Source organism: Sphaerisporangium perillae (assembly GCF_023276435.1).
GTDB lineage: Bacteria > Actinomycetota > Actinomycetes > Streptosporangiales > Streptosporangiaceae > Sphaerisporangium > Sphaerisporangium perillae.
In genome coordinates, this window is the sequence record NZ_JALLPO010000019.1 from 1 (window position 1) to 23,729 (window position 23,729).

The window sequence follows — 23,729 nt, forward strand, 5'->3', positions numbered from 1 at the left end:
AGCTTCAAGACCCTGAAGTACTGCCCGACCTTCCCTGGCCGGTTCGGCTCGATCGAGGACGCCCGCGCGTTCTGCCAAGACTTCTACACCTGGTAACAACCACGACCACCATCACTCCGGGATCGGCTACCACCACCCGGTCGACGTGCACCACGGGCGCGCTGCCAAGGTCCGCGACCGGCGCGCTCGAGTCCTGGCTGCCGCGCAGGCAGCTCACCCCGAACGCTTCGCCAGTGGCGGCACCCCTACCCCGCCCGACCTTCCCGGCCCGGCATGGATCAACAAGCCCAACCAAGACCACACGAACGAGCAGAAGAACACATCAGAGAACCAGACACAGAATTAGCCCAGCTCAACTGCCTTGATCAAATTGACAGGTTCCGGCACCGCCAAACGGGTGGCACTGGCTCAAATCGCCCTCATCGACTCCCTCAGCATCGAAATCGACGCCATCGAAAAGGAGCTCAAGCCGCTGGTCGAGGCCCGGGTCCCGCGCTTGCTGGCGATCGTCGGGGTGAACGTGCTCACCGCCGCGAAACTCCTGGGCGAGATCGGCGACATCACCCGCTTCCACAGCTCCGCAGCATTTGCCCGGCACAACGGCACCGCCCCGATCCCCGTGTGGAGCGGCAACGACGATCGTCACCGACTCAACCGCGGCGGAAATCGGCAGCTCAACACCACCCTGCATCGCATTGCCATCACCCAGGCCCGCTGTCACGAAGGCGCCCGAGCTTTACTGAAACGACGCCAGGAGACCACCCGAGACACCGGCAAGGGGAGCTTCCGCGTCCTCAAACGGCATCTGTCGGATGTGGTCTACCGAGCGCTCATCGACGACCACGACCAATCCGCCACGACCGGGCGACCTGCTCACCGAGGCCCTGCGACGTCCCAAGGGCCAGGTTGTCAACAGTATTCGTCCACATCAAGCTCGGCATGCGTTGAGATCAAGAACTGCAGCACTCGGCGGTCCAGATGCCAGCCGAGCAGTTGATGCTGCCCCGGCAGCTTCTCAAACGCTGGATCCGAGGAGAATGTCTCCTCTTCCTCGCCGCCGTCGGCATTCAGATAACGGACGACCTGCAAGACGGCGCATGAACCGCCCTCATCCTGGTTCAGCTCCTCGACCAACTCACCGATGGCCCCGCCGAACGGCGCAAGCCGATCGATCAGGCGGGCGATCAGCTCATCGACCGTTACTCCTGGATCACGGCACACGATCTTCCATGCGTGTGCGGTCGGCCGGGGCGGCTTCGCACTACGGCTGCCCAGCGCCGCGGTCTCGTCCCGCTCCAATCCGATCCGAGCCGTCATCTCCACGGCGTCCAAGATTTCGCTCCTCACGGCGAAGTAGACGTACTGGCGGACGCGCACACGCCGACCTTAAACGATCTCCAGGGTTCCCTTGCTTGACATAGGAGCGTCAGGCAGGCGGGGGTGTCCGCGGGTGCGGATCTGTCGACGCCGTAGCCCGCCTACGCTCTTTGAGAAGGCGTTTGGCCTGGTGTCGTGCTCGCTGGCTGATGTGTCGATGCTGCTGAAGCGCGATGAGAAGGTCCTCGAACAGGGGGACCTCTTCGACCCGGATCCAATCAACGGCCAGCGTGACCCAATAGGGGGCGAGGGCTGTCAGCTCCATCTCGATGATGACGCGCACCACCTGTGCAAAGTCGGGGGTGTCTTCCGTCCGGAGCGATTCGACTTCCGCTTCCACGGTCTCCCGTGATCGTTCGAGCAACGGCAACAACCACACCGCGGTATGGAAGCTGAGAGGGAGGGCGCCGTGCTCATTCGACGTAACCAGCCAGGAGCCGTTCTCGGTGATGAGCCAGGGACCGTTCGGCTTGACCGCGAGTACGAAGGCCACGACTCACTCCTGTACCAGGATCCACATCGAGGGTAAGGGTTCGGGCTTGATCACATGCCACAGGCGTGCCGGATCCCGCGGGAAACAGCGGGGAAACACGGTCACTCACGGATCATGAACGAAGAAGCCCCCGACCGACATCTCTGCTGGTCAGGGGCTCTTTGCGCTGGTGTGGCAGGTGCAAGGTTCGAACTTGCGTAGGCTGAGCCGACGGTTTTACAGACCCACCGCGAAAACACCGTGACCTGCAACGATTACCGGCGCTGGCTGCACATGGGCACACACCGGGCATGATCTACAGGTCTGACCCGTGAAAACTAGGCGTACGCGCCCAAGTCTAGAGCGCGGGAACGCATTGGGAAAGCTCAGCCGGATCCGTCCGATTAGGGCCGGACGCAGCCGGATGACGACCGCTGATCGAGACACGAAAAAGCCCAGGCCATCACCGATGACCTGGGCTTTCATGCTGCGCGGCCGGAGGTATTCGAAACCCCAACCTTCTGATCCGTAGGTGAAGACTCATCCGACATTGCTCGGGTCGCCTACCTGCATAAACGTCTGGTGCATAGGCATGGCCTGCCCGGCTCGGGAAAGCATCAGGAGTCCACCACTCAAGGGATCGGCTCACCCACATTTCCCGCTTCAACCCTAGGACTCGACAGCATATCCGCTTCATGCACATTTATCCGCTATGGGGTAACGATTGAGAGCACATTGGCAAGATGTCGATAGTGTACGAACATCGCCACAGATAGAATCACCCGATCTTGTTAGTAGGTGCTAGAGGATCTGGGGCGATAGTGATGGCAGACCTGGACAGCGAATTCCGTGAGTACTACCCCCCGACTGACGAACAGCGCAAAGTCGCCATGACAAGCGGTCTTGTGTGCTTGGACACCAACGTCCTGTTGGATGCCTACCGCTTCGCTCCTCACGCGCGAGAAGAGCTGCTCAATGTCCTGGAAAAATTGGGAGATCGACTGTGGATCCCCCACCAGGTCGCTGGCGAATTCCATAGAAACCGCATCAAAGTAATTGGCGATCAGGCGAATGCCTATACTCCCGCGCTTACGGCTCTCGAAGGCATATTGGAGTATTTTAAGCAGAATGTCAGCGACAAAATCAGGACCTTAGGTAGAACTGTGGCTCTGACAAAAGAAGAGGAGAGAAGAATCCTTGAGCAGATCCCCGAGAGCGTATCGGCAGCATGGCAGGAAATCGACAACCTAAGGACACGGCACGGCGTAACGCTCGACATGCTGTCCAACGACCCCGTTCTGAAGCGACTAGAGGAGCTTCTTAAGGGAAAGGTGGGAGCGAGACCAACCCTTGAAGACGAGCAAAAGGCACGAGAAGAGGCCAAGAGAAGAGCAGTCGAAAATATTCCACCAGGATTCGCCGATCAGAAGAACAAGACCGACAGCAGCGGGGATTACTTAGTCTGGTCTCAGGTTCTTAAAGAGGCCGCACACAGGAAATCGCCCATTCTTCTCGTCACTAGAGACACCAAAGATGATTGGTTTCGCAAAGAGAAGGGTCGAACAATTTCAGCCCGACCTGAGTTGATCCGTGAGGCCAGGGAACAAGCTGGCTCTGATCTTGTCATCATGGAAACACAATCTTTCCTTTTCCATGCTCGCGAATATCTGAACGCAACAGTAAGCGACGAACTACTGAGTCAAGTCGAGCAGCTGCCCGGCATTGAGCACAATAACGAAATTATACACATCTCACGGAACGCACGCGGACGGATTATGCATAAGCTCAGATCTGCCTCGGTTCGCGTTCTTGAAGAGAACAGGTATCTTAAAGATCGCATGGAAACACTTTATGAAATCGCCAAGAACTCACCCCTCGAAAATTCGAAAGAGCTACAGGAAGAGCTGCACGAGAACCTAGCGCGCAGACGTGCCATAGCGGAAGATTTCGAGAAGATCGACAAGGCAATGTATATACTTGACAATCCACAATCTGAAAGTTCTACGCATATCGCAATCTACCGTGATCAATTGCGAGGTGTTCACGAAACAGCGCGATTGATCACGAACGATGACGATTCCCATACCATGGAAGACACCGAGAAAGACCCTACTGCCAGATATCTCTTCTGATTAGAGACCAGCCGTCAACTTCTCGATACTCGTCACGATCAAGTTTTCCCCGCGGCTAAGAGTCGATCCGCCTTTCCCGGCTTATTGGCGTAGCCAACGGCGAGGACGTCGGTCCGCTTGGCCGCCTGCATGTCGATGGTCGAGTCGCCGACCAAGAGGGAGACCGAGGCATCGGCACCAAGCTGCGCTAAGGCGGCACTGGGAAAGGCCGTAAAGTCGGCCCCTCTTGCCGGGTAGGTCTCACTGATGGTCTGCGTTTTCCCGCTCTCGCGCCGATACCTCCGAGCTGACGCGCACCGTAGAGTCCGACATCCCTCGCACGGTCTCAGCGAGTCGAGCTGCGCCCTGGGACGCCACACGGACATCGGAGATACCACGAATGGCCGTAGCAGCCTCCTGATATGCCCGCGTGAGCGCTACGAGGGCTGCATCCATGCCGCCGTTCTCATCGGTTGTACGGCGCTCGCTCTCGCGGCCAGGATGCCGGGGGTCGATTTCTGCGGCTCTGACGAGCTGGTGAGGGCCGATGAAACGAGCGGTCACCAGCAAACCAGCCTCGTGGGAGACCTCGCCGGCATGGCTGGCTGAGGCATCCTCAATCACCCACGGCGTCAGATCTCGCTCAAATGCATCGGCCGCTGTCTTAAGTACACAACTTTCCGTGGCGATTCCACAAACGTATATGTCAGTCCATCCGTGTTGCGAAATGAGCGCCCGGCCTTCATCGTTGAAAAGGCTATAGATGGTCTTATCGATTACCGCCGTCGCCTTCGACAGGTAGGGCTGCAGCTCAGGAACGATATCCACCTCCGGCGACCCCATGAGCTTTGACCAAGCAAAGAGCCGCTGAAAGATGCTTCCCTCATGATCTTGGTAGCGAGTGAAAACGACCTCGCCGCCCGCCGTCTGCCGGCGCTTGACGAGGTCCGCGATGATCGGAACGACATGGGCCGACTCTTCTCGCACGAACCCGTTCTGAACGTCGACTACAGCTAGGACGGCGGATCTGTTGAGCACTGGTCTTACCCTTCACTCGTTTCGCGAAGTATATCTATGGCCTGTGTAAGGTGACCCGGCAGGCCGCTGGTGTCGAGGATGGCGGAGCGCATGAACCGATGCTGGTCAGTCTCTTGGGGGCGAGGGTTCGTAAGGCGGGAGCGTACTCCACGAAGAAACCGCCACCCGTACTCTTCGGGTACCGAAGGGTCGCGCCCCTGTTCCACCTGCTCATTGATGTACGCGCAATAGGCCCAGATGGCTTGTGTTGCCAGTTCAGCGGATACAAGCTCATGTTCAGCGAGCGAACGTTGTGGCGCCATCGGTGAATAAACAACACCCGACCATGAGGCGTAACCCAAAGAGATTCCCTTTACGCCAAAGGAAATCATTTCCGAAGTGCGTCCATGGGCAGGACGGGGGGGCAATGCGCCGCATCTTGTACGCCACGACGCCTTGAAACAAGGCCATTGAGTGCCACGCTAGATAGCGGGAAAACACGCATCATCGGTTATAGATCGACCTCTGGCCTTCGGGTTGCGCTAGAGGCCGATCTATGCCTTAGAAGGGGGATACTGCGATCGCTTTGGCAAACTCAACTAGAGCATCCTCAACAGACAAGGACCTTTGCCTTACAGCCTTCTCCTTCCGTAAACCAGCCCCTACCCCCCATGGTGCCGCCCAGAAAGGCGTGCTTGACGTTACCGCCTCCTCATTCAAGCGCTTTAGATCGAGTATCGAAATGGACGCATACTTAGTGTCAACTATGCCCGCAGAGCGCCATGCCCTGAGTACCCGATTAACAGAGGCGAGGCTGGCGCCAATCCAAGCCGCTAGGTCCGGCTGAGAGACTGGCGGCGCGAGAAGAATCCCATGCCCTTTGGCTGATTCTACCTCGCCGAATCGATAGAGCAGGGTCAGGAGAAGTCGCGCCAATCGAGGAGCGACATCGAGCCGATTCATGGCATGCATATACATCACCATATGGAGTTGCATGGCAACGCAGGACATGATTGGCTTATGAAGCGTCGGCAACCTTTCTAGAATCCGCGAGATGTCGTCAGTCGGGATTTTGAGTACACGTCCGCCTCGCAGAGCAATGGCCTTTGTTACTCCGGCTCTACCTACCCACATGGGCTGGACCGGCGCTATTGAGTGCAGGGCGCTAACCAGGTCACCTGGGCCGGACAAGTCGATTACGACGCGATCATCCGGCCCAGCTTCCACCTGAAGCCTTACCCAACAGTCCGATAGAAGGACGATCAGGTTTTGAGTATCGTCGGATAGAACCACATCCCTTCTCTGGACAGTTCTCACTTCCCCTCGCTTGAGAAGCAGCCGCTTCTGCAAGGGAGACAGATCGTTCCAGAAGCTGGACTGACCGGGACGCCGTCGGACGCGATTCATGGTTGCCGTACTTCCCTAAGCCCAATACAGGGCGTACAGGATTGCCGGTATAGCACCGAGCAGGATCGAGAGCGCTAGAAGAATGCGCGCAGCCCTGGTCGGCGCCAGGCTCGCCAATCGGATACTGACGTATCCCGCCATGCAGACGATAGCCGTAGCGACCGCCACTCCAGCAGCGATCCTGAACAGTTCTGGTTGCACCTATTCCCCTAACGTCCTTTTCGCCTCTTCGCCGAGCGACTGCATTCGTCACTGTACGTACGGCCTGGTAGAAGCCGCCGTGAGGCAGACTAGGGGATATGGGGCCCATCGTCACACCGCAACAACCAAGATGCATAAATCGATGCCCTAGCTGGGACAACGGTCGATATGTCGCTTTCAATCACCGCACGCGACGAAGTTAGCGGGAGAAAAATGCCCCCCTGCGTTATATAAGTGCCGCTAAGACGGACGAGACATCTCCTCCAAGAGGTTCCGACGCAGTACATTGGACCTGCCTGGCGTCCTGCCTCTTCGCCGAGCGCATCGGAGTGCCGGGTCTCGAGAGGTGGGATCCGGGGTGGTAGCCGGAGCCCACCTCTCATCCGGCATGTGCCGCGTTACGAGGGCTTGCAGGTACTGCGAGACGCGGGTGCGGGATCCACTCGCCGCTCAACGCCGGCGTTCCGGCGCCTCAACGCCCAGTGGGCAGGGCACAGCGTGGATGTGCTCTTGCGGGTCTACGCGACGTGCATCCACGGGCAGCAAGGCGAGGCCATGCGCCGCATCTTGGATGCCACAGCACCGTAAATCCTTGGGCCCGCATTAGGCACAACCGCCCGTAGAGAGCCGGTGTCAGTCGGACACAGCCGGACACACAGCAAGAGGCCCGCCGCCGCGTTTCCGCTGGTGACGGGCCTCTTTACGCTGGTGTGGCAGGTGCAAGGTTCGAACTTGCGTAGGCTGAGCCGACGGTTTTACAGACCGCTCCCTTTGGCCACTCGGGCAACCTGCCGTGTCTTCGCTCTCGCGGTGACAGCAAGAAGAATAGCGGACTTCCGGGGTGCCCGTGACACCGGTTTGTCCGTGCCCTGATCCACACGGAACCCGCCTCGTGTCGCTAGGGTCGGAGGGACGAGAGAGGACACCTATACCGATGGCCGACAGCAGTTTCGACGTGGTGAGCAAGATCGACCGGCAGGAGGTCGACAACGCGCTGAACCAGACGGTCAAGGAGGTCGGGCACCGCTTCGACTTCAAGGGCACGGGCGCGGGCATCGCCTGGTCAGGTCAGGACAACATCGAGATCAAGGCCAACAGCGAGGAACGCGCGAACGCCGTCCTTGACGTGTTCAAGGAAAAGATCATCAAGCGGGGCCTGTCCCTGAAGGTGCTCGACGCGGGCGAGCCGAAGCTGTCCGGCAAGGAGTACCACCTGGTCGTCGGCCTCAAGGAGGGCATCGACCAGGAGCACGCCAAGAAGATCTCGAAGATCATCCGGGATGAGGGCCCCAAGGGCGTCAAGGCGCAGATCCAGGGCGAGGAACTCCGGGTCAGTTCCAAGAAGAAGGACGAGCTGCAGGATGTCATCGTCCTGCTGAAGGGCAAGGACCTGGACATCGCCCTGCAGTTCACGAACTACCGCTAGCCAGCCGCTTCTCAAGGCTCTGACCTGTTGACTCATCGGGCCGGAGCCTCCCGGGGGCACATCCGGGGCACACGGCCGAGCGCGCCGTCCACCAGGGCACGCGTCCTCTCCTGTGCCTCGGGCCACTCCACCACGTACGTGTTGAGTGTGACCACGGGCGTGCTGTGGCCAAGGGCGAGCGGGCCGAACCTGTCCAAGTGCCGCTGGAGCGCCATGACCACAACCTCAGGAGGCTCCACGGTCCGCGACGAGGTCCGGGTCTTGGGCCACCCGGTACCGAAACTGCCGAAAATCTCATCCGTGCAGGTCAAGCCGCATGTTCATATTCGTGGAGGATTCCGCCCAGACCAGACGCGGGACCAGGGGGCGGCTGGAACGCACGGTCCGCGGCCGGCCCGGCCGTTTGTCGGCTATGGCTTCAGACAAGATCAGTTGTGAGACGGCGCCTGGGCGCCTCGTACGTCGGAGAGCCATGCTCGGGGCGTGGACGAGCCGAACAGGTCGGTGCCACTGACCAGCCAGTTGGCGCCGCTAGCCGTGGCGCGACGGCCGTTTTCGCGGGTCACGCCGCCGTCGAGCCCGAGCAGGCGGGAGGCTCCGGAGGCGGCCTCTCGGAGCGCCCGCACGGTGGCGAGGGCCGACTCGTCGAAGGTGGCGCCGGCCTCGCCCGGGACGACCGACATGGTGAGAACGGCCAGCTCGTCTGAGGGCACGAGCGTCGCCGGGGTGCCCGGGGACAGGGCCAGGGCCGGCCGGGAACCGCGTCGTTCAATGCGGTCGAGCGCCGCCCGCCACCCCTCGGCCTCGGCGTGGACGATGACGAGCTCGCAGAAGCCGGTCCACGCGTCGAGGCGGGCGAGCGGGTCGGTGACCATGAGGTGGGCCTCGGCACGCATCCCGCTCTCGGCGGTCATTGCGGCGGCCGTCTCGACCGAGAAGCCGCCCTCGCGAGCGAAGACGCCGTCGGTGGTGTCCCAGTGGAGCACGTCGAGCCCGGCGTCGCGAAGCCGGTGCGCCTCACGTGCCTGTACGGCCGGGGGGACCGACCACAGGGAGCCTGCGATGCGCATGCGCTCAGCCACCCGCGGGAGGGTCGAAAGGCTCGCGGAGCACGACCTCGGCGAGGGCTCGGTCGGTGACCAGGGAGGACAGCAGCCCGGACCGGGCCACGGCCAACACGGCCTCCGCCTTTTCCGCGCCCGCGGCGACGGCGACGACGCGCGGCAACCGCCTGAGCTCCTGGGCGCTGATGGACAGGCACCGCTCGGCGAAGTCCTCCCCGACGAGGCGTCCGTGGCGGTCGATGAGGATCCCGGCGACCTCGGCCTGCACGCCCCTGGTCGCGAGCTCCGCGCGGTCGGCCTCGGACATGACCTCGCGGAGCTGCGAGATCGGCGGGTCCCACGAGCCGACGGCCACCACGGCGACGGTCACCTGGGCGAACAGCCGCATGGCCGCCGCGACGTCGGGCTGGCGCCGGAGGGCTGCCGCGGTCGTCGCGTCCTCCACGACCAGCGGCGCGAAGATGGCGTGCGCCTTGCCGCCGGCGCTGAGCGAGGCCTTGCGTACGACCTCGACGGGTGACTCGGCGAGGTCAGAGCCGACGGTCCCGGTGAGCTGCACGACCGAGACGGGCGGCAGTGAGGTGAGGTTCTCGGTCATCGCGGTGAGGGTCCTGCCCCATGCCAGGCCGAGGACGTCGCCGGCGTGGAGCGTCTCGGAGAGCAGGGTCGCGGCGGCGGCCCCGACCTGGCTGCGCACCTGCGCGTCGGTTCCGAGCGTTTCGACGACGATTGCCTCACGGAGCCGCATATGTGCGCTGAGCTGGGCGGACATGACGTCGTCGACATATCCGGAGTCCCTTAGAGTGATGGTCACAATACCGGTGCTCTTGGCCTGCTCAAGAAGCCGGGCGATCTTGAATCGCGAGAGTCCCAGCTCTTTGGCGATCTCCACCTTCGAGACGTCATCGATGTAGAAGCGCCTCGCGACGGTCGCCATGAGCCTTCGTTCGGCGGGCGTCACCTTGGTCAGAGCGCTCATATGAGCGCCAGAATTGCTCATTCGTTACCTCACTGCGACCACGTGCGCCTTGTTGGCGGACTTCGATGGACCTTATAGTACACAAACGAGCGTCTGTGGCGCTCATATGAGCGAAGCCCGGGAGGGGCAGTTGTGAGATCACGCCGTATGCCGGACGAGGTCGGGATCTTCGGGATCCTGATCCTGGTCGCCCTCGTCATGAGTTTGCTGTCCGCCAACTTCCGGACCGTCGACAACCTGCAGATCCTGCTACTTAACGGCGCGGTCATCGCCTTCCTCGCCCTGGGACAGACCTTCGTACTCCTGACAGGAGGCATCGACCTGTCCACAGGGTCGAACGTCGCCATGACGGGGATGCTGGCGGCGGTCGTCATGAAGGCAGGGGCGGGGTGGCCGATCGCCGCGCTGGTGGCCATTCTCGCAGGAATCGCGGTCGGCCTGCTCAACGGCGCGGTCATCCACCACCTGAAGCTTCCGCCGTTCATCGTGACGTTCTCCACGTTCGGCATCGCGGCGAGCATTCCGCAGATCATGACCGGGGCGAAGTCGGTGTCGGTCACCGACCCGATGTTCGCCATCATCGGCCGAGGCGCCCTGCTCGGCATCCCGATGCCGGTCGTCCTGGTCATCGTCGCCGCCTGCGTCCTGACCTTCTTCCTGCGCAGGACCGCGACGGGCGTGCACATCTACGCCGTCGGCGGCAACACCGAGACCAGCCGGCTCGCCGGGATCGGGATCGGACGCACCACCATGCTGGTCTACGCGGTGAGCGGCCTGTGCGCGGCGTTCGGCGGGCTCATCACCACCAGCCGGCTCATGGTCGGCTACCCCACCGCCGGTTCGGGCAACGAGCTGTTCTTCTCCATCGCCGCGGCCGTCGTCGGCGGCGTCAGCCTGTTCGGCGGCATCGGCTCCATTCCCGGAGCCTTCCTCGGCGCGGTGCTGATCGCGACCGTGTCCAACGGCATGAACGTCATCGGCGTCGACAGCTTCTGGCAGCCGCTCGTCATCGGCGTCATCATCCTGCTCGGCGTCAGCCTCGACACCTACCGCCGCAGGCTCTCACTCTCAGACTTCTCCCGGCTGTTCAGCCGTTCCGGTCCCCCGGGCCCGGCAGCGCATGAACCGCTCGATTCCCTCTTGCCGGGCGAAGCCGCTGTTTCCATCGAAAACCGGAGGTAGTTCCCCCATGCAGCGACGTTTTTCCCTGGCCGCCGGCGCGGCGCTCGCCGCGCTGACCCTCGCCGGATGTAGCACCGGGGTCGACACCGGCGCCCAGGCCGGCGCCGCCAAGCCGGAGGGCGGCATCCCCCGGCCGGCGGCGTGCGACGCGGCCTCCAAGTACGTGGCGGTCGCGCTCCCCAATCTGACCAACCCCTACTACGTGGCCATGAAGAAGGGCTTCGAGACGGCGGGCCAGGCGGCGGGCTTCAAGACCGAGGTCCAGATCGCCAACGACGACGACGCGGCCCAGCTCGCCCAGGTCCAGGCGATGCTCCAGAAGAAGCCGTGCGCGCTCGCGCTCAACGGCGTGAAGTCCGAGCCCGCCGCGGCGATCGTGAAGCTGGCCAACGACGCGGGCGTGCCCGTCTTCACCGTGAACGTCACCGTGGACGACGCCGCGCTCAAGGCCCAGGGCGGGAGCATCGTCCAGTACCTCGGCGCCGACAACGCCGCGGGCGGGAAGCAGGTGGCCGAGCAGGTGCTCAAGGACCTCGGCGCTGACGCCGACCTCAAGATCGGTTTCATCACCGAGCCCGACGAGGGTCCGGTCGTCGCCCGGGACAAGGGCTTCGAGGACGCCATCGCCGCAGATGCCAAGGCCAAGGTCGTGGCCAAGGTGGACGGCAACGTGAAGCCCGACGACAGCCTCGCCGCGACCACCGAGCTCCTCCAGGGCAACCCTGACGTGAACGTCCTGTTCACCAGCACCGGGCCCGCCTCCTATGGAGCGCTCCAGGCGATCAAGAGCGGGGGCAAGAACGTCAAGGTCTACGGCTTCTGCTCGGCCGACGAGCCGCTGACCGACCAGTACCCGGCGTGCGTGGCGCAGGAGCCCGAGGACTACGGCAAGCGCGTGATCGAGCAGATCTCCGCCTGGCTGGGCGGCGCCAAGCCCGAGGCCCAGATCCTGCGCCCGCTGAAGCTCTACACCAAGGGCCAGACACCCGCACCGGGCGAGGTGGGCTGAATGACCGGGCCGACGGCGACGGACACGCCGGCCGGAGGAGCGCCCCCCGGACCTGCGGAGGGTCTCCGGGCCGAGGGGATCGTCAAGCGGTACGCCGGTGTCCCCGTGCTATCCGGCGTGACCGTCACCGTTCGGCCCGGCGAGGTCGTCGGGCTGGTCGGGCACAACGGCGCCGGCAAGTCCACTCTGCTCAGGACGCTCTCCGGGGCGATCAGGCCGGACGAGGGGACGATCAGCGTGAACGGCGGCCGGATGCAGCTGACCGGCCCCGCGGTCGCCCTGAAGGCCGGCATCTCAACCGTCTACCAGGAGCTGTCGCTCCTGCCGAACCTCACGATCACCCAGAACGTGTTCCTGGGCCGCGAGCGGCGGCGCGGCTCGCGGACGCTCGACGGCGAAGGCATGCGCCGAGCGGCCCGGGACCTGGTCGATCGCTTCGGCCTGCGGGTCGACGTGGACCGGCCGCTGGGCCACTACCCGGTGGCCACCCGCCAACTGCTGGAGATCGCGGTCGCCACCGAGCGCGACACCCGTTTCCTGCTCCTGGACGAGCCGACGACGAGCCTTGAGGGCGAGCAGGTCGACCGGCTGCTCCAACTGATCAGGTCGCTGACCAGGGAGTCGGGACTCGGCGTGCTGCTCGTCGACCACAAGCTCGATGAGTTGTACGCCGTGGCCGACTCGGTCGTGGCATTGGTCGACGGTGCGGTCCGGATCGCCGGACCGGTCGAGGAGGTCGACCGAGCGGACGTCATCCGCGCGATCGCGGGTGAGGAAGCCGCCGTGCACCTGGCCGAGACCGGGCAGTACGACCAGCTCCCGGTGGAGGAACTGAGCGATCTGGCGTCAGGGCGCCCCCAGGGACGGCGTGCCGTCTCGGCGCTGCCGGACGGGGCCCGGCCGAGCCTACGGGTGCGCGGCCTGCGGGCGCACGGCCTCACCGACGTCTCCCTCGACGCTTATCCGGGACGCGTCCTCGGCGTCTACGGCCTGATCGGGTCGGGGCGCACCGAGTTCCTGCGCGCCCTGGTCGGGCTGGAAAGGATCGACGCCGGGCGGCTGGAGCTGTTCGGCAAGCCTTACCGGCCGCGCAACCCCTCCCACGCCCGGCGGGCCGGAGTCGTCTACCTCACCGAGGAGCGCAAGGTCGACGGGATCGTTCCCGGCCTCGACTCCGCCACCAACGTCGTCCTGCCCGTGCTGCACGGGTTCACCAAATACGGCGTACTGGACCGCCGTGCCATGGCAAGGAGCGCCACCCGGTTCATGGACCAGCTCCAGGTGCGCGGCGACCGGGGCGCCCCGGTCGTCAGCCTGTCCGGCGGCAACCAGCAGAAGGTCCTCCTGGCACGCGCGCTGGCGCAGGAACCCCGGCTGCTGCTTCTGGACGAGCCCACCAAGGGCGTGGACATCGGCGTGAAGACCGAGATCCATCGCCTGCTCCGCCGCCTCGCCTCCGAGCAGGGCATGGCCGTCGTGGTCGTGTCGAGCGAGGAGGAGGAGATCCTCGACGTGTCCGATGACGTCGTGACGTTCTCGCACGGGCGATGCGATGGCGGCACCCAGCTCGCCTCCGAGCTCTCGCTGGTCAAGCTCCGGCAGGTCGCGTGGGGGGCGGCATGATCCCCCGACCCGGGCCCGCTCCCCAAGAAAGGCAACAGAGAACATTGATGGCCGCCGCTGCGAATGATGTGCTGTCCGAGGGCCGCGAAGCCGTACGGCGGGAAGCGAGCGGCGTGCTGTCCGTCGCCGACCAGCTGGACGGCAGCTTCGTGGAGGCGGCCCGCCTGCTCTACGACTGCGAGGGCAAGGTGTTCGTCACCGGGGCCGGAACCTCGGGGGCGGTGGCCCGGCGCATGGCCCACCTGCTGTCCGTCTGCGGCACCCCGGCGCTGTTCATACAGGCCGCCGACGCCCTGCACGGCACGATGGGAGCCGTCACGGCCGGCGACATCCTGATCGCGATCTCGCGGGGCGGCGGCTCCCTGGAGATCAACGACCTCACCTCGCGCGTACGGGAACGAGGTGCCCGGGTGATCGCCCTGACCGCGGTCGCCGACTCCGAGCTGGGGAACCGCGCCGACCTGGTGGTCAAGCTGGAGAGTCCGCCCGGCGTCGACCCGGGCGAGGTGATCGCCATGGGTTCGACGCTCGTCACCGCGGTGTGGGGCGACGCGCTCGCGTACGTGCTGATGAGGGTGCGGGGCTACGGATGGGAGCAGGTGCTGCACAGCCACCCATCTGGGGCCGTGGGGCAGATCGACAACGCCCCCGAGCCGCTGCCCGCGCTGACCTTCGACGCCGATGCTGAGGCGACGGGCGTTGCGAGGGACATCCCGGCGGGCACGGTCTGACCATGCCCGTCGTCGCAGGCGTCGACAGCTCGACGCAGTCCTGCACCGTGGAGCTCCGCGACGCCGACGGTGGGGCGCTGCTCGGGACCGGCCGCGCCCCGCATCCGGTGACGCACCCGCCGCTCAGCGAGCAGGAGCCCGCGGCCTGGTGGCGCGCCCTGGCCACCGCGCTCGACCTGGCCTGCCGGAACGCGAACGTACGGCCGGGCTCCATCGACGCCGTGAGCGTGACGGCCCAATGTCACGGCCTGGTCGCCCTCGACGCCGCCGGCCGGGTCCTGCGGCCCGCCAAGTTGTGGAACGACACGACGTCCGCCCCCCAGGCGACCAGCCTGGTGGCGCGCTACGGGGCCCGGAACTGGGTACGCGCGACCGGCCTCACCCCGACCGCCGCGCTGACCGTCACCAAGCTGGCCTGGCTGGCCGAGCACGAGCCTGAAAACCTGCGGCGCCTCGCCACCGTGCTGGTGCCGCACGACTGGCTGACGTACCGGCTGACCGGCGAGCGCGTCACGGACCGATCCGACGCCTCCGGGACCGGATACTACGCGGCGTCCGAGAATCGGTGGCTCACCGATCTGCTCGCCGAGCTGGTGTCGCCGGACGTTGACTGGGATGCGGCGGTTCCACGGGTGCTCGGGGCCGCCGAGCCCGCGGGCGGCGTGCTGCCCGAAGTCGCGGCCGAACTCGGGCTGAGGCCCGGCGTGCCGGTCGGCCCGGGCGGCGGCGATCAGCATCTCGGCGCCGTCGGTCTCGGCCTGCGGACCGGCGACGTCGCCTACAGCCTCGGCACCTCCGGGGTGGTGCTGTCGGTGAGCGCCGACCCCGTCTTCGACTTCACCGGCTGGGTGGACGGCGTCGCGGACGCGACGGGGGGCTACCTGCCGCTGGTGTGCACGCTCAACTCCACCAAGGTCACCGACACCTTCGCCCGCCTGCTGGGGGTTGACGTCGGGACGCTGGGCGACCTCGCGCTGGACGCCGACCCCGCGCAAGCACGGCCTACGCTGGTCGCCTATCTGGACGGTGAACGCAGCCCGGCCCTGCCGAACGCCCAGGGGGTGATGGCCGGCCTGACGACCGCCTCGACACGTGAAGGCTTGGCGCTCAGCGTGTTCGAGAGCGTGATCTTCGGTCTGGTGCGCGGGCACCAGGCGATCAACGCCGCGGGCGTGCCGACCCCGGGCGAGGTCGTGACCGCGGGAGGGGGCGCGCGATCCCTCGCCTACCGGCAGGTCCTCGCGGACGTACTCGGCCGCCCGGTGGTCACGCGGGACGCGCCCGAGGCGAGCGCCCGGGGTGCCTGCGTCCAGGCGGCGGCGGTGCTGTCCGGTTCCGACATCAAGGACGTGCGCGACGCGTGGTGTCCGCCTCCGGCGGCGACCGTGACTCCCCGGCCTGGCGGCTCGGCCGCGCTGATGGAGCGCTACCTGCTGCTCGCCGAACAGGTGAGGGCGCACAACGGCTGACAGATCGCCGTCCGACGGACTGGTTCACCCGCCGTCGACTGCATGCCCATTTACAGACTCGTGCATCCGCCGTCCACAGATCCGTGCAAAGGAATGGACCCATGGCCCTCTACGTCGACTCCGCGGAACGCTCGGCCGTCGAACCCCTGCTGGCAACCGGCCTGTTCGCCGGTGTCACCACCAATCCGGCGCTGCTCGCTCGCGCCGGGCTGACCCAGGCCGACCTTCCCGCTGTCCTCACCTGGGCCACGGCCGCAGGTGCGAAGCAGGTCTTCATGCAGACGCTGGGCACGACCGCCGGGGAGATCCTCGACGCGGGTAGGAGGATCCGCGACCTCGGGCCGCAGGCCATCGTGAAGATCCCCGCCACGCGGGAGGGACTGGGCGCCGCCCGTGTCCTGGCGGACGAGGACGTGCCCGTTCTGGTCACCGCCGTCCACCACGCGACGCAGGCACTGCTCGCGGACGCCGCCGGCGCGCGCTTCATCGCGCCGTACGTCGGTCGGATGACGGACCAAGGCCGCGACGGCGTCGCCGAGACGATCCAGATGCATCGGGTGCTGTCCGGAACGGGCACCCGGGTGCTCGCGGCGAGCCTGCGCGACCGGGAGGACGTCGCGGCTCTGGCCGCCGCAGGCGTACCCGACTTCGCGCTGAGCGCCCCGCTGTGCGAAGCACTACTGGCCGACGAGCCCACGCTAGCCGCCGCCGACCAGTTCGAGACCATCGCAGCGCGCCAGAACTGACCGCGGGGCGACCACCTCGAACGTCTGACGACAACGGTGCGACACCGAGACGTTCTGGGGACACCTGGGCGAACCGTTCGCCCAGGCGGGCTTGCCCGATCACCGTGCTTCCTGCGCGCCGTCGTCGGACCGGCGTGATCGGATCGAACCTACTTCAGCTCGTTCCAGAGTGCGGTGGTGAGGGAGGCCTGGGCGTTGTCGCCGTCGAGGGACCACATCATGGAACCGCCGAGGCCACGGGCCTTGATGTACTGGGCCTTCTGGGCGAGCAGCGTGGGGTCGTCGTAGCTCCACCAGTTGCTGCCGTCGTATAGCCAGAGGGCGCCGATCGCGGTGTCGCGGTAGCGGGTGCCGCGGGCGGCGACGATCTTCTTGTAGTCCTCGGTGCCGTTCTCGTACGTACCGCGGGCAGGCCCGGTGGAGGTCTGGTAGAGGCCGTTGTTCGTGTTGGGGACGCCCTTCCAGCCCTTGCCGTAGGCGGGGACTCCGACAACGATCTTGCCTGCGGGGGCGCCGCGGGACAGGTAGGCGCCGACGGCGGCGTCCACGCTGAACTTCTCCGCTGACGGGTCGTTCGGGTCTGAGTAGAGGTTGGACTGGTGGCCGGTCCTGTTGTTCCACGGCCCGTTGAAGTCGTAACCCTGCACGGTGGCGAAGTCCAGCGAGGAGAAGACCCCGGACACCTCTACCCCAGCGTCGATCTTGGCGGGGTCGGCGGGGAGGAACGCCGTCAGGTAGTAGTGCCTGCCGGTCTGGGCGCCGTACTCGTCGAGCTGGCGGCGGAGCTCGGCCAGCAGCAAGGTGAAGTTCTGCTTGTCCTCGGGGCGGACGACGTTGCCAACGTTGCCCTCGGAGCCGGGCCACTCCCAGTCGATGTCGATGCCGTCGAAGACGTCCGCGCCAGAGCCGGGGCCGCCGTGCGGGGAGGTACCGATCTTGGGGAGGTTACCCTTGAGGTACAGGTCGATGCAGGACGCGGCGAACGCCTGGCGGGAGGCGGGGGTCAGAGCGGCGTTGGAGAAGTACTTCGACCAGGTCCAGCCGCCCAGGGATATCAGTGCCTTCAGGCCGGGATGCTTGGCCTTGAGCTTTCTGAGCTGGTTGAAGTTGCCGGCCAGGGGCTGGGTGACGACGTCTCCGACTCCGTCGACAGACTCACCCGCCTTGAACCGTTTCTGGTAGTCGGCCCACGCGTCGCCCACTCCGGCCTCGTTGGCCTCGAAGCACAGGCCCTGCTCGCTGACGTTTCCGAACGCGTAGTTGATCGTGGTGAGCTTGGCCGCCGCGCCGCTGGTGTCGACGTTCTTGACGAGGAAGTTCCGCTGGTAGATGCCCCACTGGGCGAAGTAGGCGACCCGCTCATAGGCGACGGCTGCGCTGGCGGGGGCGATGGATGGCAGGAGGCTTGCTGCGACGACGCAGGCGGCGGCCAATCGGCGGAACAGAGACATGGACGCCTCCCGGGCGGCTCGTCCCCCGAGGCCCAATGCTTAAGAAAGCTTCCTAAAGGTTAGGTGTTGATCGGGTAAGCCGCAATACCGCATTTGGGGCGACGGTTAGGGAATGGGGTCGATCGCTATTCGGGGGTCGAGGAGGCTGAGCTGGTCGCCTCGGTCGGTGAGGATGGGCCAGTGGGTGTTGCGGGCGCACCACACCACGTGGCCGGCGACCACATCGTTGGCGCCGTCCAGGAGTTCGCCGATGTCGGGAGCCTTCCCGGCCGTGAGGTCGTCGATGGTGACCCCCGGTCCCATGATCAGATCGAACAGCTCGGCCTGCGTGTCGAGCGGCGCGATGGAGTACACCGCGGCGAGCGCGGTGGACGGCACACAGAGGCCGCCTCCCCGGTAGAGGCACATCGCCACGATGTGGCGTGAATAGCGCGTCTTGGCGACGGCGATGTCCACCAGCGCGCTGACGTCGAGTACACGTCCAGGGATCATGACACCTGGGTCCGGGTCATCGGCGGGCGGTTCGCCTGCGTCCACTCCTCGTCGGTCAGGGGAGCGACGTCGAGCGCGGCGGCCGCGGCTTCGAGTTCTTCGCGGTCCAGGCACCAGCGGGACATGAGCGTGATGGCCGCCTGCCGGGCTTCGATGTGCCGCTGGACGGCGCTGCGGATGATGTCCTCGACCCTGCGTCCCTCGAGATGCGCCTGGCGCACCAAGGCCTCGGTCTGGACATCGTTCAGTCTGATGGTGAAGGAGGAGTGCCCCATGGCTCGACGGTAGACGCCGAGCGGCCGGCAGGCACTACCTTCGGCGGAGCGTGCTCTGTGAATCAGCCGTAAGGCTACAACATAACCCGACATATTCCGATTAACACCTTATATCCATCATTGGGGCTTTCCCTGAGCGTCACCGGAGGCCGCGGCCGACGCCGAATCGTGACTCAACTTTGCGCCGGTTCCTGGCATCTATTGGTGGTGACGAAAGGAACGCGCATGAAGCAGACGCGCACACTGGCCCTCCTCGCGATGGCGGCCGCTGTCACGGCGACCGCCCTCACGAGCCCGGCGGAGGCGTTTACGGGAGTCGCCTCCACCACCAAAGCGAGCAAGGCCACGAAAAGCAGTGAAGCCGCACGTTATGCCGCGGTCAGCGGCTGCACCAAGCATGGCTACAGCGTGCCGTGCGGCCCGTGGCGGGTCACGCTCCGCAACGGCAAGACCGTCACGTTGTCCGACGCGACCGTCTACCCGCGCACCGACCACGGCAAGGTCGACAAGGAGAGCGCCGCGCCGTTCGCGATCAGCGGGGACGGCACGCGGGTGGTGTACTTCCGCAAGTCCGACCGCAAGCTGGTGTGGCAGGACCTGCCGACCGGCAGAGCGCACAGCCTGCCCGGCGCCTCGGCGAAGGTGCCCAAGGGGGTGGGCATGTCCGACGTCGACCCCACGCTCTCCCCTGACGGCGACGCGGTGCTGATCGACTACAACGACGAAAGTGGCAAGCTGGCGACGCTCGTCGTGCACCTGGGAAGCGGTGAGGTGGCGAAGCTGCCGGGGGGCGACACCGTCCAGGGCTTCAGCCCCGACGGCCGGCGGATCCTGCTGTCCCATTTCACCGGCGACAACACGACCGAGCTTGCCGTGTACGACACCGACGGCGGCGAGGGGGAGAGCCGCGAGGTGCCGCAGGTCGTGTCCAACAACTCGCCGATCGCGCTGGCCGATGACGGGGTGACCGTGGCCGTCGTGATCAGCCCCACCTCCGGCAAGCCTCGCCTGAGGCAGTACGACCTGTCGACCGACGCCGTCTCTCCTGCCATCGACATCGACGTCCCGGCCGCCGAATCGCCCTACCGGATCGATTGGGACGATTCCGGAAAGCTGACGCTCTGGCACCTCCGGTCGAACGACAACGACACGGTGACGCGGGCCACCGCCAGCAGGATCGACCCGTCCAACGGCGACCTGAAGAAGGTCGACTCGTTCAAGGTCCGGACGAACGCCTGGACCTGGTGGCTGCCCGGGGAGTGATCGAACCGACCTCCGGTAAAGTCCCGTACAGCGGGCTTGGGAGGGACGATGGGCAAGGTCCACGACACGCTGAACGACCGGCTGCGCGCGTTCATCTCCGAGCAGCCGGTCTATTTCGTCGCGACGGCCCCCGAACGCGGCGGCCACGTCAACGTGTCCCCCAAGGGGTACGCCGACACCTTCGTCGTGCTCGGCGACACCACCGTGGCCTATCTCGATCTCGACGGCAGCGGCGTGGAGACCATCGCCCACCTCCGTGAGAACGGCCGCATCACGATCATGTTCGCCGCGTTCTCCGGGCCGCCGAACATCCTGCGCCTGTCCGGCCGCGGGCAGGTCGTCACCCCGCACGACGAGGGCTTCGACGGGCTCCTCAAGCACTTCGGCCCGCACCCGGGCGTCCGGTCCGTCATCGTCGTGGAGTGCGACCGCATCGCCGACTCCTGCGGCTACGCCGTGCCCTTCATGAGCTTCGACGAGGACCGCCCGCTGCTGGACGAGTGGGCACAGCGCAAGGACGTCCAGCAGAAGCGCGCCTACCGCGCCAAGCACAACCGGGAGAGCGTCGACGGCCTGCCTGGGCTGAGCGCCGACGAGACCGACCCCAACGGCAACCACTCCTAGGAGCAGCACACCCGCACAGCGGGCCGCTCCTGAAGACGCCGGCCACGGCCCTCCTCATCACGGCACCCAACCCGCGACGCCCTCATCCGCGTTCATGACGGGTGAGAGGAGAGTGCATGGACCGTTACGAAGGCTTCCGCGAGTTCGTGAGCGCCCGACAACAGGTGCTGATGCGCACCGCGTACCTGCTGACCGGAGACGCGCATCTCGCCGAGGACCTGCTCCAAATCGCCTTCGCCAAGGTGTCACGGCACTGGGCGAAGCTGGCGAGAGACGGCAACCCCGAGGCGTACACCCGCCGGTGCTTGATCAACGAGTTCGTCTCATGGCGGCGGCAGCGGCGGTGGCACGCCGAGCTGTCGTCCGCCCATCCACCCGACGCCGGCCGCGCCGGCGGTGAGAACGACGCCCTGCACCGCATGGCGCTGCGCGACGCGCTGGACAAGCTGGCGCCCCGGCAGCGCGCCGTGATCGTGCTGCGCTTCTACGAGGACCGCAGCGTCCAGGAGACCGCCGAGCTGCTCAGGTGCTCGCCCGGCACGGTGAAGAGCCAGACCAGTGACGCCCTCGACCGGCTGCGCGCGTTGGCGCCCGAGCTGGCCGAGCTGCTTTCCGACGCCGACCCCGTCCACCAGGAGGTGACCCGATGACCCGGCTTCATGACGCGCTCGACGCGATCGCCCAGGAGGCTCCCCCCGTCGACCTGGCCGAACGCGCCATCGGCACGGCGCGCAGGGGACGTTTCAGGACGCTCGCCTCCGTGGCGGCGGCGGCACTGCTCGTCTGCGGGGGCGGAGCTGTGGCGCTGAACAGGTATGGCGGCGATGACCAGCGGACGATCAGCACCCAGGTCTCGGACGTGCTCCCCGACCGCGACGTCGGTTCGGCCCGGTACGCCTACCTGGACTGGTGCAAGCGGGATTGGAAGCCCGGCGTCAACACCTCCTCGTTCGCCGGGGAGTGCGCGCAGTGGCGGATCGTCACCGAGGAGGGCCGGACCTTCCGGATGCCGCAGGCGCTGGGCGTCTACACCGAGCAGAGCGGCGAGAAGTACATGAACGACTCGGCACCGCTGGTGATCAGCCGCGACGGGCGGCGCATCGCGTACTACAGCGAGCAGGACCCGACCGTGAGGGTGCGCGATCTCGCGAGCGGCGAGGAGTGGCCGGTCGGGACCGCGGTCGACCGAGCCTCTCTGGTCCAACATGGCGGCCTGATCCGTCTGTCCCCGGACGGCAGGTACGTCGCCGTAGCCGGCGACCCGCGCGAGCCGGGGCTGCTCCTCGACACCTCCAGCGGCAGGTCGCGTCCCATTCCGACGGGCTGGTGGCCGAGGTTCATCTCCCAAGAGGGCGTTCTTCTGATGATCAAAAACGAAGACCAGATCTCCACCATGTCACTTGACGGCGAGCGGGCACCGACCGTGTTGTCGAAGGACCTTCGGCCGCTCCGGGGTGTTCTTGCCCTCGATGGCAGGACCATCGCGATGTTGACCGAGGGGGACCGGCCGGACAAAGTCTCTCCCGAAGGCATAGGGCCGGTGAACCCGAAACCGGACAGCGTCACGATCTTCGACGTCGGCACCGGCGAGGTCCGTTCCTCGGTCAAGCTGAGGGGCGCGCCGAAGGGTCTGTGGGCGATGGGCCCGGGAGGCTGGCTCGACGAGGACCGGCTTCTTATCAGCGTGCCCAGCGGAAGGCTCGACTCGGCGACACCGCGCTCTGGCGGGCCGGGCGCGGGCGACGGGCTGTGGGACATGGGCCAAACGGCCTTCGCCGTCAACGTGCGGACCGGCCAGGTGCATGAGATCGGGACCTATCCGCTACGTGCCCAGACGGCCAACGTGATAGTCCCGGGGCTGTAGTCCGCTCCCCCACGGTCTCGTCCGGGCGGTCAGCGGCGGTAGCCGGCCATGCGCTCGAGGCGGGCCACGCGGGCGGCCGTGGGGGGGTGGGTGGAGAACAGCCTGCCGACCCCGGCGCCGCGGAACGGGTTGGCGATCATGAGGTGGGACGCGGAGGTCAGCCGGCTCTCCTCGGGAAGCGGCAGTCTGCGCGCGCCCATCTCGATCTTCCTGAGGGCGGAGGCCAGCCCCAGCGGATCACCGGTGAGGAGGGCCCCCGACTCGTCGGCCTGGTACTCCCGGGACCGGGAGATCGCCATCTGGATCATCCCGGCCGCGACCGGGCCGAGGATCATCATGAACAGCGCGCCGATGAAACCCGGCCCGTCATCGTCGTCGGCCGAGCCGCCGAAGAAGACGGCGATGTAACTGCAGTACGTGATGATCGTCGCCAGCGCCGCCGCGACCGAGGAGATCAGGATGTCGCGGTTGTACACGTGGGACAGCTCGTGCGCGATCACTCCTCTGAGCTCGCGCTCGCTCAGGATCTGCAGGATCCCGTAGGTGAGGCAGATGGACGCCGTACGCGCGCTCCTGCCGGTGGCGAAGGCGTTCGGCTGCATGGTCGGCGAGAGGTAGAGGCGCGGCATGGGCTGGCGCGCGTCCGTGGACAGCTCGCGGACGATGCGGTAGAGGCCGGGCTGCTCCACCTCGCTGATCGGGCGCGCCCGCATGGCGGACAGCGCGATGCGGTCGGAGAAGAAGTACGCGAACGCGTTGGTCGACAGCGCGACGAGAACGGCGAGCTGCAGCCCTCGGCCACCGCCCAGCCATGATCCGATCAGGAGGATCAACGCGGACAAGGCGCCCATGAGGACTGCGGTACGCAGGCCGTTGTTGTGCACGCTTCCCCCTCTCCGGAACGCTGCGCTCTACCCTGGCAACGTTCTTGGCCTGCCCAAACGTT

General features: G+C 65.9%; 24 protein-coding genes and 1 tRNA gene. 13 read left to right on the forward strand and 12 right to left on the reverse strand.

Translation table 11 applies throughout. The features are described 5' to 3' along the window. Positions 1 to 520: 520 nt before the first annotated feature. Positions 521 to 997 (forward strand): transposase, encoded by a 477-nt coding sequence (locus MYF83_RS44335; protein WP_372500200.1) that lies wholly within the window; start codon positions 521 to 523, stop codon positions 995 to 997. On the opposite strand, the gene MYF83_RS19405 is transcribed toward MYF83_RS44335, so the two are convergent. After that, positions 910 to 1,377, reverse strand: a complete 468-nt coding sequence (locus MYF83_RS19405) for a DUF4279 domain-containing protein (protein ID WP_504974253.1) — start codon at positions 1,375 to 1,377, stop codon at positions 910 to 912. The genes MYF83_RS44335 and MYF83_RS19405 overlap by 88 nt on opposite strands. Positions 1,378 to 1,426: 49 nt before the next feature. Further along, positions 1,427 to 1,870, reverse strand: coding sequence for a hypothetical protein (locus MYF83_RS19410; protein ID WP_248961885.1), 444 nt, complete (start codon positions 1,868 to 1,870; stop codon positions 1,427 to 1,429). A gap of 803 nt (positions 1,871 to 2,673) precedes the next feature. On the opposite strand from MYF83_RS19410, the gene MYF83_RS19415 reads away from it, so the two are divergent. After that, positions 2,674 to 3,981 (forward strand): PIN domain-containing protein, encoded by a 1,308-nt coding sequence (locus tag MYF83_RS19415; protein ID WP_248961886.1) that lies wholly within the window; start codon positions 2,674 to 2,676, stop codon positions 3,979 to 3,981. Between the two features lie 240 nt (positions 3,982 to 4,221). On the opposite strand, the gene MYF83_RS19420 is transcribed toward MYF83_RS19415, so the two are convergent. The 3 genes from MYF83_RS19420 to MYF83_RS19425 form a co-directional block, all read right to left on the reverse strand. After that, on the reverse strand, positions 4,222 to 4,998 hold the full coding sequence (locus tag MYF83_RS19420; protein ID WP_248961887.1) for a cysteine hydrolase family protein: 777 nt from the start codon (positions 4,996 to 4,998) through the stop codon (positions 4,222 to 4,224). A 540-nt stretch (positions 4,999 to 5,538) separates the two neighbouring features. After that, complete coding sequence (locus tag MYF83_RS44340; RefSeq protein ID WP_372500195.1) at positions 5,539 to 6,384, reverse strand: Crp/Fnr family transcriptional regulator; 846 nt, start codon at positions 6,382 to 6,384, stop codon at positions 5,539 to 5,541. A 912-nt stretch (positions 6,385 to 7,296) separates the two neighbouring features. Next, positions 7,297 to 7,378, reverse strand: a tRNA-Tyr gene (locus MYF83_RS19425). Positions 7,379 to 7,519: 141 nt separating this feature from the next. On the opposite strand from MYF83_RS19425, the gene MYF83_RS19430 reads away from it, so the two are divergent. Continuing rightward, on the forward strand, positions 7,520 to 8,011 hold the full coding sequence (locus MYF83_RS19430) for a YajQ family cyclic di-GMP-binding protein (RefSeq protein ID WP_248961888.1): 492 nt from the start codon (positions 7,520 to 7,522) through the stop codon (positions 8,009 to 8,011). A gap of 32 nt (positions 8,012 to 8,043) precedes the next feature. On the opposite strand, the gene MYF83_RS19435 is transcribed toward MYF83_RS19430, so the two are convergent. The 3 genes from MYF83_RS19435 to MYF83_RS19445 all read right to left on the reverse strand — a co-directional run bounded on the left by MYF83_RS19435 (position 8,044) and on the right by MYF83_RS19445 (position 10,054). Continuing rightward, entirely contained in the window at positions 8,044 to 8,226 is a 183-nt protein-coding gene (locus MYF83_RS19435; RefSeq protein WP_248961889.1) for a hypothetical protein, read from the reverse strand. A gap of 213 nt (positions 8,227 to 8,439) precedes the next feature. Beyond that, on the reverse strand, positions 8,440 to 9,081 hold the full coding sequence (locus MYF83_RS19440) for a beta/alpha barrel domain-containing protein (RefSeq protein WP_248961890.1): 642 nt from the start codon (positions 9,079 to 9,081) through the stop codon (positions 8,440 to 8,442). A gap of 4 nt (positions 9,082 to 9,085) precedes the next feature. Beyond that, on the reverse strand, positions 9,086 to 10,054 hold the full coding sequence (locus MYF83_RS19445; protein WP_248961891.1) for a sugar-binding transcriptional regulator: 969 nt from the start codon (positions 10,052 to 10,054) through the stop codon (positions 9,086 to 9,088). A gap of 132 nt (positions 10,055 to 10,186) precedes the next feature. Between MYF83_RS19445 and MYF83_RS19450 the strand changes: the two genes are divergently transcribed. The 6 genes from MYF83_RS19450 to MYF83_RS19475 all read left to right on the forward strand — a co-directional run bounded on the left by MYF83_RS19450 (position 10,187) and on the right by MYF83_RS19475 (position 16,814). Beyond that, positions 10,187 to 11,236, forward strand: coding sequence for an ABC transporter permease (locus tag MYF83_RS19450; RefSeq protein WP_248961892.1), 1,050 nt, complete (start codon positions 10,187 to 10,189; stop codon positions 11,234 to 11,236). 7 nt (positions 11,237 to 11,243) lie between these two features. Further along, entirely contained in the window at positions 11,244 to 12,245 is a 1,002-nt protein-coding gene (locus MYF83_RS19455) for a substrate-binding domain-containing protein (protein ID WP_248961893.1), read from the forward strand. Then, entirely contained in the window at positions 12,246 to 13,868 is a 1,623-nt protein-coding gene (locus tag MYF83_RS19460) for a sugar ABC transporter ATP-binding protein (RefSeq protein ID WP_248961894.1), read from the forward strand. Positions 13,869 to 13,915: 47 nt separating this feature from the next. Beyond that, positions 13,916 to 14,599, forward strand: a complete 684-nt coding sequence (locus MYF83_RS19465; RefSeq protein ID WP_248961895.1) for a KpsF/GutQ family sugar-phosphate isomerase — start codon at positions 13,916 to 13,918, stop codon at positions 14,597 to 14,599. A gap of 2 nt (positions 14,600 to 14,601) precedes the next feature. Next, positions 14,602 to 16,068 carry a xylulokinase gene (gene xylB / locus MYF83_RS19470; RefSeq protein WP_248961896.1) on the forward strand — a complete coding sequence of 489 codons (1,467 nt, stop codon included), beginning with the start codon at positions 14,602 to 14,604 and terminating at the stop codon, positions 16,066 to 16,068. A 101-nt stretch (positions 16,069 to 16,169) separates the two neighbouring features. Then, positions 16,170 to 16,814 carry a transaldolase family protein gene (locus MYF83_RS19475; protein WP_248961897.1) on the forward strand — a complete coding sequence of 215 codons (645 nt, stop codon included), beginning with the start codon at positions 16,170 to 16,172 and terminating at the stop codon, positions 16,812 to 16,814. 149 nt (positions 16,815 to 16,963) lie between these two features. Here the strand turns inward: MYF83_RS19475 and MYF83_RS19480 are convergent, their stop codons facing one another. From MYF83_RS19480 to MYF83_RS19490, 3 genes are all read right to left on the reverse strand, one after another. Beyond that, positions 16,964 to 18,265, reverse strand: coding sequence for a glycoside hydrolase family 18 protein (locus MYF83_RS19480; protein ID WP_248961898.1), 1,302 nt, complete (start codon positions 18,263 to 18,265; stop codon positions 16,964 to 16,966). 105 nt (positions 18,266 to 18,370) lie between these two features. Then, positions 18,371 to 18,757 (reverse strand): hypothetical protein, encoded by a 387-nt coding sequence (locus MYF83_RS19485; protein WP_248961899.1) that lies wholly within the window; start codon positions 18,755 to 18,757, stop codon positions 18,371 to 18,373. After that, positions 18,754 to 18,978, reverse strand: a complete 225-nt coding sequence (locus MYF83_RS19490; protein ID WP_248961900.1) for a hypothetical protein — start codon at positions 18,976 to 18,978, stop codon at positions 18,754 to 18,756. The genes MYF83_RS19485 and MYF83_RS19490 overlap by 4 nt, the downstream gene beginning before the upstream one ends. A gap of 279 nt (positions 18,979 to 19,257) precedes the next feature. Here MYF83_RS19490 and MYF83_RS19495 point away from each other — a divergent pair, with 279 nt between their 5' ends. The 4 genes from MYF83_RS19495 to MYF83_RS19510 all read left to right on the forward strand — a co-directional run bounded on the left by MYF83_RS19495 (position 19,258) and on the right by MYF83_RS19510 (position 22,783). Next, the gene (locus MYF83_RS19495; RefSeq protein WP_248961901.1) at positions 19,258 to 20,295 is read left to right on the forward strand and encodes a hypothetical protein; all 1,038 of its coding nucleotides are present in this window, start codon (positions 19,258 to 19,260) and stop codon (positions 20,293 to 20,295) included. A 48-nt stretch (positions 20,296 to 20,343) separates the two neighbouring features. After that, positions 20,344 to 20,919 (forward strand): pyridoxamine 5'-phosphate oxidase family protein, encoded by a 576-nt coding sequence (locus MYF83_RS19500; RefSeq protein WP_248961902.1) that lies wholly within the window; start codon positions 20,344 to 20,346, stop codon positions 20,917 to 20,919. 116 nt (positions 20,920 to 21,035) lie between these two features. Next, the gene (locus MYF83_RS19505; RefSeq protein ID WP_248961903.1) at positions 21,036 to 21,569 is read left to right on the forward strand and encodes a SigE family RNA polymerase sigma factor; all 534 of its coding nucleotides are present in this window, start codon (positions 21,036 to 21,038) and stop codon (positions 21,567 to 21,569) included. After that, positions 21,566 to 22,783 (forward strand): hypothetical protein, encoded by a 1,218-nt coding sequence (locus tag MYF83_RS19510; protein ID WP_248961904.1) that lies wholly within the window; start codon positions 21,566 to 21,568, stop codon positions 22,781 to 22,783. The genes MYF83_RS19505 and MYF83_RS19510 overlap by 4 nt, the downstream gene beginning before the upstream one ends. A gap of 29 nt (positions 22,784 to 22,812) precedes the next feature. Here the strand turns inward: MYF83_RS19510 and htpX are convergent, their stop codons facing one another. Beyond that, a complete protein-coding gene (htpX, locus tag MYF83_RS19515) occupies positions 22,813 to 23,667 on the reverse strand; it encodes a zinc metalloprotease HtpX (RefSeq protein WP_248961905.1) in 855 nt (284 codons plus the stop codon). Positions 23,668 to 23,729 lie beyond the last annotated feature (62 nt).

Bases quoted from the DNA above. Each gene is read 5' to 3' on its own strand.
- MYF83_RS19415 (WP_248961886.1), top strand. From the start codon at position 2,674: ATGGCAGACCTGGACAGCGAATTCCGTGAGTACTACCCCCCGACTGAC.
- MYF83_RS44340 (WP_372500195.1), bottom strand. From the start codon at position 6,384: ATGAATCGCGTCCGACGGCGTCCCGGTCAGTCCAGCTTCTGGAACGAT.
- MYF83_RS19430 (WP_248961888.1), top strand. From the start codon at position 7,520: ATGGCCGACAGCAGTTTCGACGTGGTGAGCAAGATCGACCGGCAGGAG.
- MYF83_RS19435 (WP_248961889.1), bottom strand. From the start codon at position 8,226: ATGGCGCTCCAGCGGCACTTGGACAGGTTCGGCCCGCTCGCCCTTGGC.
- MYF83_RS19440 (WP_248961890.1), bottom strand. From the start codon at position 9,081: ATGCGCATCGCAGGCTCCCTGTGGTCGGTCCCCCCGGCCGTACAGGCA.
- MYF83_RS19445 (WP_248961891.1), bottom strand. From the start codon at position 10,054: ATGAGCGCTCTGACCAAGGTGACGCCCGCCGAACGAAGGCTCATGGCG.
- MYF83_RS19455 (WP_248961893.1), top strand. From the start codon at position 11,244: ATGCAGCGACGTTTTTCCCTGGCCGCCGGCGCGGCGCTCGCCGCGCTG.
- MYF83_RS19460 (WP_248961894.1), top strand. From the start codon at position 12,246: ATGACCGGGCCGACGGCGACGGACACGCCGGCCGGAGGAGCGCCCCCC.
- MYF83_RS19465 (WP_248961895.1), top strand. From the start codon at position 13,916: ATGGCCGCCGCTGCGAATGATGTGCTGTCCGAGGGCCGCGAAGCCGTA.
- xylB (WP_248961896.1), top strand. From the start codon at position 14,602: ATGCCCGTCGTCGCAGGCGTCGACAGCTCGACGCAGTCCTGCACCGTG.
- MYF83_RS19475 (WP_248961897.1), top strand. From the start codon at position 16,170: ATGGCCCTCTACGTCGACTCCGCGGAACGCTCGGCCGTCGAACCCCTG.
- MYF83_RS19480 (WP_248961898.1), bottom strand. From the start codon at position 18,265: ATGTCTCTGTTCCGCCGATTGGCCGCCGCCTGCGTCGTCGCAGCAAGC.
- MYF83_RS19485 (WP_248961899.1), bottom strand. From the start codon at position 18,757: ATGATCCCTGGACGTGTACTCGACGTCAGCGCGCTGGTGGACATCGCC.
- MYF83_RS19495 (WP_248961901.1), top strand. From the start codon at position 19,258: ATGAAGCAGACGCGCACACTGGCCCTCCTCGCGATGGCGGCCGCTGTC.
- MYF83_RS19500 (WP_248961902.1), top strand. From the start codon at position 20,344: ATGGGCAAGGTCCACGACACGCTGAACGACCGGCTGCGCGCGTTCATC.
- MYF83_RS19505 (WP_248961903.1), top strand. From the start codon at position 21,036: ATGGACCGTTACGAAGGCTTCCGCGAGTTCGTGAGCGCCCGACAACAG.
- MYF83_RS19510 (WP_248961904.1), top strand. From the start codon at position 21,566: ATGACCCGGCTTCATGACGCGCTCGACGCGATCGCCCAGGAGGCTCCC.